This window comes from Pantoea sp. DY-15 (assembly GCF_019795935.1).
Classification (GTDB): Bacteria; Pseudomonadota; Gammaproteobacteria; order Enterobacterales; family Enterobacteriaceae; genus Pantoea; species Pantoea leporis.
Window position 1 is genome coordinate 256026 of the sequence record NZ_JAIMIF010000005.1, and the last position, 11928, is coordinate 267953.

Sequence of the window (11928 nt, forward strand, 5' to 3'; positions counted from 1 at the left end):
CATTCTGAAACTGTCGGATGCTTAGCGGGCGATACCCCTGCGATGTCAGCGTGCTGCTTATCAGACAAGCATTACGCCATTTATGGCGACCCGCTTCAATGTCATGGAATCGTCATCACAGTGTCGTAGGGTCTTAGCCGGACTGTTAGCGAAAGGCCAGAAACATGGCATCAATCACACTGCGCGGGCTGCGCAAATCCTTTGCGGCGCAGCCGGTATTGCAAGACATCTCGCTGCAGATTGCGCAGGGAGAATTCATCGCCGTATTGGGCCCGTCGGGCTGCGGCAAAACTACATTGCTGCGCCTGCTGGCCGGTTTTGAAACCGCCGATGCCGGAGAAATCCACGTTGGCGACCGCTGCTTCGCTGCGCCGGGCGTGCATCTGCCGCCGGAAGATCGTCAGCTTGGCGTGGTGTTCCAGAGCTATGCACTGTGGCCGCATATGACGGTGGCGGAAAATGTTTCCTACAGCCTGAAAGTGAACGGCGTCGCGCGTGCCGAGCGCGAGCGCCGCACGGAGCAGGCGCTGGAGCTGGTGGGATTGGAAGCGTTCGCCGCCCGTCGTCCCGCCGATCTCTCCGGCGGTCAGCGTCAGCGCGTGGCGCTGGCGCGCTGTTTAGTGGCGCAACCGACCTTAGTTCTGCTCGATGAGCCGCTCGCCAACCTCGATGTCCACCTGCGCGCCACCATGGAAGAGGAGTTCCGCCGCTTCCATCATCACAGTCACGCCACCTTGCTCTACATCACCCACGATCAGCATGAAGCGATGGCGCTGGCCGATCGCATCGTGGTGATGGATGCCGGCCGTGTGATGCAGTTCGCCACGCCGCAAACGCTGTGGCGCGAACCGGCGAACGCCATGGTCGCGCGCTTTATTGACGACGGCAAAGTGCTGCCGATCAGCGATATCGAACCGCTCGGCGAGGGCCGCGCTTATGCCACGCTGTGCGGTATGCGCGTGTCGTTACGCTGCGCGCCGCATCAGCGCCCGCAACCGCAGGCGCAAGCCAGTTTTCACGCAGTCGATTTCCACTTAGCCGCGCCGGGCGAACCACGGTTTGCCGCGCGCGTGCAGCGGGTGATCTATCGCGGCGGCCACTATCAGCTCAACGTGACGCCGCTGGCCGCGCCCGAATGCAGCATCACGCTGCTGCTGGCCGATCAGCCTTTACCCGTTGTCGACGCCACTGTGGGTGTGACGCTGCGTGACGGCTGGATTCTTCCTTCTTAATCTTCTAAACCTTCAGGGAAATGCTATGCGTACGACGTTAAACGTGTTGATGTTAGCCAGTGGATTCGTGATCTCTGCCGCCAGCTTTGCCGACGAGGCGCCAGCAGGGAAATTGGTGGTTTATACCTCGCAGGCACCCGAAATTGCCCAGCAAACCATGGATGCGTTTAAAGCCGCCTATCCCAATGTGCAGGTCGAGTGGACGCGCAACGGCACCACGCAGTTAATGAACGTGCTGCGCACCGAAATGATGAGCGGCGCAGCCAAGCCAGATGTGCTGCTGATTGCCGACGCTATCAACCTCGGCGCGCTGAAAAACGAAAACCATCTCTACAGCTACAGCGATGCGCCGCTTAGCCACATCAATCCATCGTTTTACGACAAAGACAAAACCTTCTTCGGCACCAAAATCATCGCCACGGTAATTGCCTACAACACCCAGCATGCGCAGCCGATTGATAGCTGGAACGCGCTGGCGGTGGAAGCCAACAAAGGGCAGATTGCGGTACCAAGCCCGCTTTACTCCGGCGCGGCGCTCTACAAGCTGCACACCGATATCAACACGCCGTCGATTGGCTGGAGCTTCTACAAAAAGCTGGCGGCCATCGGCATCGCGCCGCAGGGCGGCAACGGCCCGGCGCTGAAGGCGGTCGCCAGCGGGCTGGATAAGTACGGCATCATCACCGACGCCGACGTGATTCTGGCGAAGAAAAAGGGTTCACCGGTGGATCTGGTCTATCCCAAAGAGGGCGTGTCGTATGTCACCGAACCGGTTGCCATCATGAAAACCGCGCACAACCTGCCGGCCGCCAAAGCCTTCGTTAACTTTATGCTTTCCGAGCCAGGCCAGAAGCTGGTGGTCGAGCAGGGCAACCGTCCGGTGGATGATCGCGTCTCAGCACCGGCAGGCTTCACGCCGATCAATAAAATCAAGCTGCTGTCGCCGGACGTGGCGAAAGCGATCAAAGAAGATGCGGCAGTGCGCGATCGGTTCACCGCGCTGTTTGGCGGCTAAGCATGAGCGTGTTGAGCAACGAATGGCGCAGCGCGGCGCGCAAAGCGCCACGCTTTAACAGCGAACGGCTGATTCTGGCAATGCTGGTGCTGCTGATTGGTTTGCTGTCGGTGGCACCGCTGATGCGGCTGGTGTGGACCGCCATTGCGCCCAACGGCGTGCCGGATATCGCGCGCTTAACGCGCCTGCTGGCGAGCGATCGGGTGTTGATCGCCAGCGGCAATACGTTGCTCATCGCGCTCAGTTCTACCCTGATTTCCGTGGTACTTGGCACTGCCGCCGCGTGGCTGGTGGCGCTTAGCGATCTACGTGCCAAAACCGCGTGGGTGTTTGCGTTTATCCTGCCGCTGATGATTCCGCCGCAGGTGACGGCGCTGGCCTGGCTACAGGCGCTGGCACCAAGCAGTCCGCTGGCGCTGCTGTTTGCCACGCTTGAGTTGCCGTGGTTTGCGCCCGGCGAGCAGCCGCTCTACTCCTTAACCGGCATTGTGCTGCTGCTTGGCACGCACAATGCGCCGTTGGTGTTCCTCACCGTGCGCGCCGGTTTGCGCCGTTTGCCCGCCGATTTGGTGGAAGCGGCGCAGGCCAGCGGTGCGTCACGCGCGCGCATCCTGTTCACCATTGTGCTGCCGCTGGCGCGCCCGGCAATTTTTGCCGGTGCCGCGCTGACCTTTGTTGCGGCGGCGGGCAACTTCGGTATTCAGGCGATGCTGGGGATTCCGGCGCGCGTGCCAACGCTGATCACGCTGGTGTATCAGCAACTGAACGGCATTGGTCCGAGCGCGCTGCCAAACACCGCGGTGTATGCGTTATTGATTGCGGTGATTACGCTGGCGGGCATGGCGGCCAGCGCCTGGTTGGGCGGACGCCATGATGTGCGCGTCAACGGTGCGCCGCGCCTGTGGCAGCAATCGCTGGGGCGCGGGCGTGTGGCGATTGAAAGTGTCGCCTGGCTGTGGATGGCGCTGACCTTGCTGTTGCCGCTCAGCGCGCTGCTGATCACCGCGCTCACCAGCGGTTTTGGCCAGGCGCTCAGCTGGCAAACGCTGACGCTGGAGAACTTCCGCGCCGCGTTGTGGGGTTATCCGGCGGTGCGGCAGGCATTTCTCACCAGCCTCGGATTGACCACGCTGGCGGCGCTGATTTTGACGGTTTGCGCGCTGTTTCTCGCCTATTTCCTCAGCTGGCGGCGAACCAAATTAGTGCGCGGTTTGTGGCTGGCGAGTGAACTGACCTACGCGCTGCCGGGCATTGTCACCGGCGTGGCGGCGATGCTGTTTTTCCTGCGTCCGCTGCCGATCGTTAATGTCTCGCTGTATGGCACGGTGTGGATCATCCTTGCCGCCTATCTGGCGAACTTCCTCGCGCTGGTGCTGCGCCCAACGCTGGCCGGATTCGCCCAGTTGGAACCGGCATTAGATGAAGCGGCACGTTTGTGCGGCGCCGGTTTTCTGCGCCGCATGCGCGACATCTTATTGCCACTGGCGGCACCGTCGGCGCTGGCGGGCAGCGTGCTGGTGTTTCTCACCGCGCTGAATGAAATCCAGGTTTCGGTGCTGCTGGTCACCTCGCAAACGCAAACCATCGGACCGACCATCGTATTCCTTGATGAAGGCGGATCCGCGTCGCTGGCGGCGGCGGTGGGCTGCCTGATGATTGTGGTGGTTTGCTTATTAATGGCGGTTGCCACACGCCTGACGCGACGCTTGCCGCACGGCATTTTACCGTGGCAAGCGTAACGCCAGCCTGCCGTCAACGTATGATGATTTGTGAAGTATCCTACTGAACATTTTCTCGCCACTGCCGATAACATACCTACCAACATTTGTCTGCGGATGAATAGCGCTTGTCAGCGCTGCGTATTTGCGCTTAAGTCTGCTTGATAATTAAGAATTTTCTTAAGTTTCGACGATACCAGCCCAGCAATAGGCGAATAACAATGAATAATAACTCTGACGTCATGTACCGACTTTTGGTACAGAGCGTGGTGGATTACGCCATTTACATGCTCAAACCCGATGGCACGGTGGCGAACTGGAATAGCGGCGCGCAGCGCGCCAAAGGTTACACGCCCGATGAAATCGTAGGGAAGAATTTTGCGCTCTTCTACAGCGAAGAGGATCGCAAAAACGGCGCGCCGCAGCGTGGTCTGGCGACAGCGACGGCGGTCGGGCGCTTTGAAACCGAAGGCTGGCGTTACCGTAAAGATGGCAGCGCGTTTTGGGCGCATGTGGTGATCGACGCTATCCGCGATGAGTTTGGTGAGCTGCTGGGTTTTGCCAAAATCACCCGTGACTGCACCGAGCAGCAAGAGCAGCAGCGCAAACAGCGCGAGCAGGAACAGCGCTTTCGCATGCTGGTGGAAGGCGTCAGTGATTACGCCATCTATATGCTCGATTTGGACGGCAACGTGGAAAACTGGAACGTAGGCGCACAGCGCGCGAAAGGCTACGTTGCCGAAGAGATTGTTGGACAGCACTTCTCACGCTTCTACAGCGCCCAGGATCGTAAAAACCATATCCCGGAAAAAAACCTCACCACCGCCTTCAAAACCGGTCGTTTCGAAGACGAAGGCTACCGGTACCGCAAAGATGGCAGCGCGTTTTGGGCACATGTCATCATTGACGCAATCCGTGATGATGCCGGCAAGCTGATTGGCTACGCCAAAATCACCCGCGACTGCACCGAACAACAGGCGCTGCTGCGTAAACAACACGAGCAGGAGAAGAAATTCCGTCTGCTGGTGGAAGGCGTGCGCGATTACGCCATCTATATGCTGGATGTGCAGGGCCGCGTGGTGAACTGGAACAACGGTGCACAGCGCGCTAAAGGTTATCTGGCTGACGAGATTGTCGGTCAGCACTTCTCGGTGTTTTACAGTTCAGCGGAACGTCATGCCAATGCGCCCGAAGCTAACCTCGGCATTGCGTTGAAAACCGGGCGTTTTGAAGATGAAGGCTGGCGCTACCGCAAAGATGGCTCGGCATTTTGGGCCCACGTTGTTATCGAAGCGATTTATGATGAAAACGGCAAACTGATCGGCTTCGCCAAAATTACCCGCGATATCACCGAACGGCGTGAGAACGAGCAGCAACTGCTGCGCGCACGGGATCTGGCGCAGTCGCAGAGCGCGAAAATGTCGGAGCTGTCGGGTTTTCTCGACACCATCATCAGCAATATTCCCTCGTGCGTGATCGTTGAAGATGCCATCAGCCGTGAAATCCTGATGGTGAATGACAAAGCTGAGCAGCTGTTTGGCATCAACAAAGCGCTGATCATGCACAAGCGCCCGCACGAATGTATGTCGGCGGAGCTGGGTGATTACTTCAACAGCCTGGCGGATGTGGCGCTGCGCAGCGAAGGCATTCACTCGCGCGAACAGCTGCTGCTGACAGCGGGTGGCGAGCGCATTCTGCATACGCGCGCCACCACCATCAGCGGCAAAGATATGCGTCAGAACTACGTGATGCTGATTGTCGAGGACGTGACCGATCAGCGCGAAGCCGATGCGCGTATTCGTCATATGGCGCATCACGACAATCTCACCAGCCTGCCCAACCGCGTGCTGTTCCGCCAGAAGCTGAGTGAAGCGCTGCGCGTCGATAGTCAGAACCACCAGGTCAGCGCCACGCTGTGTCTCGATCTCGATAACTTCAAAAACGTCAACGATGCGCTCGGCCACCAGATTGGTGATGACCTGCTGCGCGTGGTAGCGAAACGCCTGCGCAGCGCGCTGCGCGATCACGATACGCTGGCGCGCATTGGCGGCGATGAGTTTGCCATCGTGTTACCCAATGTGCGTGCTGCCGATGAAGCGGCGGTGGTGGCGCAGCGGCTGATCGAGGCGATCCGTCCGCCGATCAACGTTGAAGGGCATAATCTGTCGGTGGGCTTGAGCGTCGGCATTGCGCTTACCTCGCAAGCCACTAACACGCCGGAACATATGCTGCGCTGCGCCGATATGGCGCTGTACGAAGCCAAACGTAATGGCCGCAATCGCTTCGAACACTTCACCATTGAGATGGACAATCAGGCGCGCAGCCGTCGCGTGATTGAAAACGATCTGCGTGATGCGATTTCTGGTCGTCAGCTTAAGCTTTATTACCAGCCGATCACCAACGAGAAGGGCATCATCGGCTATGAAGCGCTGATGCGCTGGCATCACCCGATTAAAGGGCTGATCATGCCGAACGATTTTATCCCGATCGCTGAAGAGACCGGCTTGATTCATATGCTCGGCGCTTATGCGCTGTATGAAGCCTGCCGCGAAGCGCAGAGCTGGAACACCGAACAATCGGTGTCGGTGAACCTGTCGCCGCTGCAGTTTAAGAACAGCTCGCTGGTGTCGGTGGTGGAAGGTGCGCTGCGTGAATCCGGGCTTGCCCCGCATCGGCTGGAAGTGGAGATCACGGAGTCGGTGCTGCTGGACGACACGCTCGGCAACATCCGCACGCTGCAAAGCCTGAAAGCTCTCGGCGTGCAGATTGCGCTGGATGATTTCGGCACCGGTTATTCATCGCTTAGCTATCTGCGCTCGTTCCCGTTCGACAAAATCAAAATCGACAAGTCGTTCATCAACGATATGGGCGACAGCCGCGAGGCGCTGGCGATTATCCGCGCCATTACCGGCATGAGCCGCAGCCTCGATATTCAGATCACCGCCGAAGGCGTGGAGAGCGGCGAGCAGTACGCCAAACTGCGTGAAGAGGGTTGTACGCTGTTTCAGGGTTATTTCTTTGGCCGTCCGCAGCCATCGGAGTTGCGGTTGAAAGAGTTGGAATAGGCATAAAAAAACGCCCGACATGTCGGGCGTTCTCTATTTTGCTGTGTGTAATCTTTATTATTATGCGCCGTGGCCGTCGACGGACATGTGGCCGAGATCTTTGTCCACCAGGAACAGGCCTTCGCCTTTGTTGCCGACCATCGCCAGTTTATCCAGCACGGTTTTGAACAGCTTCTCTTCTTCATGCTGCTCGGCAACGTACCACTGCAGGAAGTTGAAGGTGGAGTAATCCTGCGTAGTTAATGCGGTGTGCACCAGCTCGTTGATTTTTTTTGTGATCAACTGCTCATGCTTCAGCGCTTCTTCCAGCACGTCATTCAGTGAAGTCCAGCTAATCGCCGGAGCCGCAATGCTGCCCAGCACCGGCAAAGCGCCGGCATCGCTGACGTAGTCGAACAGCTTCTGCATGTGCTGCATCTCTTCGCGAGAATGCATTTTCAGGAATGAAGCGGCACCTTCATAGCCTTTATCGCTGCACCAGGCGCTCATCTGCAGATAGAGGTTGGCAGAGAAGAATTCGAGGTTCAGTTGGTCGTTTAAACGTGAGGTCATTTCAGCAGTTAACATGGCTGAGTCCTTTTTAATTTGTCAGGTGAAGTACGGCGAATTATGCATCAATCTATACTTTTTTGTGAAGGGTTTTTCGCAAAAAGGTTGAATTTATCTTATTGATTGTAAATGGAATTATTCCACATGTTGAATGCGAAGAGTTCTCATATTTGACTAATTTTCATTCACGCTTGATTGATTATAGCTGCGCATCGGGCGATGCTGAGGCTTGCCTTTACTTGTCAGGAGCTTAGCGGTGTCGAACGTCTTAGAGCATTACCATTTTCTGCATGAAATTCCCGAGCTGGGTTTTCAGGAATTCAAAACCTCTGCTTATATTGCCGATCAGCTGGAAAGCGCCGGAATTAAAGTGACGCGCGGCATCAATAACACCACCGGCATGGTGGCGGAAATCGACAGCGGCGTGCCCGGTCCGGTGCTGGCGCTGCGTGCGGATATGGATGCGCTCGGTCATATCATTGATGGCGTAGCCTGTGCGCGCCACACCTGCGGCCACGATGGTCATTCGTCGGTGGTGCTGACGGCAGCGCAAGAGCTGATGAAAGAGGGCGCGATCAAGAAAGGGCGGCTCAAGCTACTATTCCAGCCGGCTGAAGAGCTCGGTGCGGGTGCGCTGGCGATGATTGAGGGCGGCGCGCTGGAGGATGTGGAGATGATTCTCGGCTTCCATGTGCGTCCGCTGGAAGAGTGTCAGGTGGGGCAAGCGACGCCAGCGGTGATCTACTCCGCCTGCAGCACGCTGGAAGCCACCATCAAAGGTGCACCGGCGCATGCGGCGCGTCCGCATTTGGGCGTCAACGCGCTGGATGCGGCGGTGCAAGCGGTACAGGCCGTCAACGCCATCCATCTGCCGCCGGGTTTGACCTGGAGCGTGAAAGCTACACGCTTTCTGTGCGATGCGGGCGTGACCAACTCGGTGCCGGATGAGGCGCGCGTGGTGTGGGATCTGCGTTCGCAGGAAAACGCGCCAATGGAGGTGCTGAAAGAGAAAGTGACGCTGGCGATTCAGCACAGCGTGGCGGCGCTGGGTGCCACGGCGGACGTGGTGGTGCTGAAAGAGATGCCAGCAGCAGAGATTCATGAGGAAGCCACGGCGGTGATTCGCGCGGCGATTGTCGATGTGCTGGGCGAACAGGGTTTGCTGGATACCAAAACCACGCCGGGCAGCGAAGATTTCTTCTATTACCCGGTAAAAAATCCGCAGGTGAAAGCCGGTTTCTGGGGATTGGGAACCAATCTGGTGCCGGGTTTGCATCATCCTGAGATGCGCTTTGAGCTGAGTTCGCTGGAGATTGGGGTGAAGATCTTTAAGGCGGCGGTGGTGCGGGTGTTGGGCTGAAATGTGAATCGGTCGTCATGAATGGCGACCCTACAAGGGCACTACCATGCGACGATTTCCCCACTCGGCGAAATATTGTATGCTATGCCGCCTCAATGCTGACGGGATTCAGGACTGCCGCCAATGTAGATCGCACACCTCTTGCTGTGAACCGACGCCACTGCGTCGCCATTGGCCGCGTTATCCTGCGGAATGACCTCGAAACGATTTATTCGCAGCGCGCTGTCCGCGTGTTGCCCTTGAAGAAGAATTCACTCAATGTCTAATGCCTCCTTTTTAGAAGAAGTGGCGCGCCGCCGTACCTTTGCGATCATCTCGCATCCGGACGCCGGTAAAACCACAATCACCGAAAAAGTGCTGCTGTTCGGACAGGCGATTCAAACCGCCGGTACCGTCAAAGGCCGCGGCTCCAACCAGCACGCGAAATCGGACTGGATGGAGATGGAGAAACAACGTGGTATCTCCATCACCACCTCGGTGATGCAGTTCCCGTATCGCGACAGCCTCGTGAACCTGCTGGATACGCCAGGACACGAAGACTTCTCTGAAGATACTTACCGTACGCTGACGGCGGTTGACTGCTGTTTGATGGTAATCGACGCCGCGAAAGGTGTTGAGGATCGCACCCGTAAGCTGATGGAAGTGACGCGCCTGCGCGATACGCCAATCATCACCTTTATGAACAAACTCGACCGTGACATCCGCGATCCCATGGAGCTGCTGGATGAAGTGGAGAGTGAGCTGAAGATCGCCTGCGCACCTATTACCTGGCCGATTGGCTGCGGCAAGTTGTTCAAAGGGGTTTATCACCTCTACAACGACGAAACTTACCTGTATCAAACCGGTAAAGGCCACACCATTCAGGAAGTGCGCATTGTTAAGGGGCTGGCGAATCCAGAACTGGATGCCGCAGTAGGCGAAGATCTGGCACAGCAGCTGCGCGATGAGCTGGAGCTGGTGCAGGGCGCTTCGCACGAGTTCGATCAGGAGCTGTTCCTGAGTGGCGAAATCACGCCGGTGTTCTTCGGCACCGCGCTGGGTAACTTCGGCGTTGATCATATGCTGGATGGCCTGGTTAGCTGGGCGCCGCGTCCAATGCCGCGCAACACCGACGCGCGTTTGGTGGAAGCAAAGGAAGAGAAATTTAGCGGCTTCGTGTTTAAGATCCAGGCAAACATGGACCCGAAGCACCGCGACCGCGTCGCCTTTATGCGTGTGGTATCCGGCAAGTACGAAAAAGGCATGAAGCTGCGTCAGGTGCGTACCGGTAAAGATGTGGTGATTTCCGATGCACTGACCTTTATGGCCGGCGACCGTTCGCACGTAGAAGAAGCCTATCCGGGCGACATCATTGGTCTGCACAACCACGGCACCATTCAGATTGGCGACACCTTTACGCAGGGTGAAAACATGAAGTTCACCGGCATTCCGAACTTCGCGCCAGAGCTGTTCCGCCGTATCCGTCTGCGCGATCCGCTTAAGCAGAAACAGCTGCTGAAAGGGCTGGTTCAGCTGTCGGAAGAGGGCGCGGTGCAGGTGTTCCGTCCGGTGCACAATAACGATCTGATTGTGGGCGCGGTCGGTGTGCTGCAGTTCGAAGTGGTGGTGGCACGCCTGAAAAGCGAATACAACGTTGAAGCGATCTACGAAGCCATCAACGTCTCAACCGCTCGCTGGGTTGAGTGTGATGATGCGAAGAAATTCGACGATTTCCAGCGTAAAAATGAAGTGAACCTGGCGCTCGATGGAGGTGATAACCTCACGTATATCGCGCCAACCATGGTGAACCTCAACATCACTCAGGAACGCTATCCTGACGTGAGATTCCGCAAAACGCGCGAGCACTAATCGCCGTTGCCAGCAGGGCCTGTGATTTTCACTGGCCCTGTTTTGTTTGTTACAGACTCCTCCTAATTCCGCTGTTTTTTTCTCTTTTTGGCGATATATCAACCACAAGAGCCAGCAAAAGCTGTAATCCCTACTACTATTATCCTGTCGGACGAGAAAAGAGACCTTGCGGGTTTCATTACGTCCAGTAACTCAGCAACGCCGTTCGTTGCTGGCGCATCCGCGATAACGGATGAGTTAACTGATAGAAGGATGATATCGATGAATAAGACTAAGATTGCTAAAACCCTGATTGCTGCCCTGGCCGGTTCTGCTCTGCTGAGCGGTGCGGCATTTGCAGATGAATCACTGTCGCAGAAAGCACAGCAAACCTCCGACAGCGCGGGTGCGAAGATCGATAGCTCTATGAAAAAAGTCGATGGTTATATGGATGACAGCGGCATCACGGCTAAAGCCAAAGCGGCGCTGGTGGATGATGACGCAATTAAAAGCACGGATATCTCCGTCAAAACGCACGATGGCGTGGTGACACTGAGCGGCTTCGTGGCTTCTCAGGATCAGGCTGAAAAAGCCGTCGCGCTGGTGCAGAAAGTCGAAGGTGTGAAATCCGTCAGCGACAAACTACACGTTAAAGACAGCAAAAATGCTTCTCTGAAAGGTTATGCGGGCGATACCGCAACCACCAGCGAAATTAAAGCTAAGCTTTTAGCAGATGATATCGTGCCATCACGCAACGTTAAGGTGGAAACCACCGACGGCGTGGTGCAGTTATCAGGGGAAGTGGCGAATCAGGCACAGTCCGATCGTGCTGAGAAGATCGCCAAAGCCATTGAAGGCGTGAAAAGCGTGAAGAATGACCTGAAGGTGAAATCTTAACGCGAGCGACTCGGCACCAGCAGGTGCCGTTTCGTAATAAAAACAAAGGTGTAAATAAGCAGTTCGATTTTCACAATGGTAAAGGAGAGGCTTATGTTTCGTTGGGGTATTATCTTTCTGGTCATCGCTCTGATTGCTGCGGCATTAGGTTTCGGCGGTCTGGCGGGTACGGCAGCATGGGCAGCTAAAATTGTCTTCATTGTCGGTATTATTCTGTTCCTCGTGAGCCTGTTTACCGGGCGCAAACGACCCTGACTACTTGCGT

The 11928-nt window shown here is 56.7% G+C and carries 9 protein-coding genes; 8 read left to right on the forward strand and 1 reads right to left on the reverse strand.

What is annotated here, in order from left to right:
* The first annotated feature begins 164 nt into the window (after positions 1–164).
* The 4 genes from K5Y32_RS18995 (at position 165) to K5Y32_RS19010 (ending at position 7030) form a co-directional block, all read left to right on the forward strand.
* Positions 165–1232, forward strand: coding sequence for an ABC transporter ATP-binding protein (locus K5Y32_RS18995; RefSeq protein WP_222185457.1), 1068 nt, complete (start codon positions 165–167; stop codon positions 1230–1232).
* A 49-nt stretch (positions 1233–1281) separates the two neighbouring features.
* Positions 1282–2247, forward strand: a complete 966-nt coding sequence (locus K5Y32_RS19000; protein ID WP_255602717.1) for an ABC transporter substrate-binding protein — start codon at positions 1282–1284, stop codon at positions 2245–2247.
* Between the two features lie 2 nt (positions 2248–2249).
* Positions 2250–3986, forward strand: coding sequence for an iron ABC transporter permease (locus tag K5Y32_RS19005; RefSeq protein ID WP_222185459.1), 1737 nt, complete (start codon positions 2250–2252; stop codon positions 3984–3986).
* Positions 3987–4186: 200 nt separating this feature from the next.
* Entirely contained in the window at positions 4187–7030 is a 2844-nt protein-coding gene (locus tag K5Y32_RS19010) for a bifunctional diguanylate cyclase/phosphodiesterase (RefSeq protein WP_222185460.1), read from the forward strand.
* Between the two features lie 60 nt (positions 7031–7090).
* Here K5Y32_RS19010 and ftnA read toward each other — a convergent pair whose 3' ends face one another.
* Positions 7091–7597 carry a non-heme ferritin gene (gene ftnA / locus K5Y32_RS19015; protein WP_101761821.1) on the reverse strand — a complete coding sequence of 169 codons (507 nt, stop codon included), beginning with the start codon at positions 7595–7597 and terminating at the stop codon, positions 7091–7093.
* A gap of 238 nt (positions 7598–7835) precedes the next feature.
* Between ftnA and K5Y32_RS19020 the strand changes: the two genes are divergently transcribed.
* The 4 genes from K5Y32_RS19020 to K5Y32_RS19035 all read left to right on the forward strand — a co-directional run bounded on the left by K5Y32_RS19020 (position 7836) and on the right by K5Y32_RS19035 (position 11918).
* Positions 7836–8939 carry a M20 peptidase aminoacylase family protein gene (locus K5Y32_RS19020; RefSeq protein WP_222185461.1) on the forward strand — a complete coding sequence of 368 codons (1104 nt, stop codon included), beginning with the start codon at positions 7836–7838 and terminating at the stop codon, positions 8937–8939.
* Positions 8940–9197: 258 nt separating this feature from the next.
* Positions 9198–10787 carry a peptide chain release factor 3 gene (gene prfC, locus K5Y32_RS19025; RefSeq protein WP_101761823.1) on the forward strand — a complete coding sequence of 530 codons (1590 nt, stop codon included), beginning with the start codon at positions 9198–9200 and terminating at the stop codon, positions 10785–10787.
* 261 nt (positions 10788–11048) lie between these two features.
* The gene (osmY, locus tag K5Y32_RS19030) at positions 11049–11663 is read left to right on the forward strand and encodes a molecular chaperone OsmY (protein ID WP_101761824.1); all 615 of its coding nucleotides are present in this window, start codon (positions 11049–11051) and stop codon (positions 11661–11663) included.
* A 93-nt stretch (positions 11664–11756) separates the two neighbouring features.
* Complete coding sequence (locus K5Y32_RS19035) at positions 11757–11918, forward strand: DUF1328 domain-containing protein (protein WP_007893192.1); 162 nt, start codon at positions 11757–11759, stop codon at positions 11916–11918.
* Positions 11919–11928 lie beyond the last annotated feature (10 nt).

What these genes read in the sequence shown, in the direction of transcription:
- K5Y32_RS19000 (WP_255602717.1), top strand. Translation starts at nt 1,282, where the DNA reads ATGTTAGCCAGTGGATTCGTGATCTCTGCCGCCAGCTTTGCCGACGAG.
- K5Y32_RS19010 (WP_222185460.1), top strand. Translation starts at nt 4,187, where the DNA reads ATGAATAATAACTCTGACGTCATGTACCGACTTTTGGTACAGAGCGTG.
- prfC (WP_101761823.1), top strand. Translation starts at nt 9,198, where the DNA reads ATGTCTAATGCCTCCTTTTTAGAAGAAGTGGCGCGCCGCCGTACCTTT.
- osmY (WP_101761824.1), top strand. Translation starts at nt 11,049, where the DNA reads ATGAATAAGACTAAGATTGCTAAAACCCTGATTGCTGCCCTGGCCGGT.
- K5Y32_RS18995 (WP_222185457.1), top strand. Translation starts at nt 165, where the DNA reads ATGGCATCAATCACACTGCGCGGGCTGCGCAAATCCTTTGCGGCGCAG.
- K5Y32_RS19005 (WP_222185459.1), top strand. Translation starts at nt 2,250, where the DNA reads ATGAGCGTGTTGAGCAACGAATGGCGCAGCGCGGCGCGCAAAGCGCCA.
- K5Y32_RS19035 (WP_007893192.1), top strand. Translation starts at nt 11,757, where the DNA reads ATGTTTCGTTGGGGTATTATCTTTCTGGTCATCGCTCTGATTGCTGCG.
- ftnA (WP_101761821.1), bottom strand. Translation starts at nt 7,597, where the DNA reads ATGTTAACTGCTGAAATGACCTCACGTTTAAACGACCAACTGAACCTC.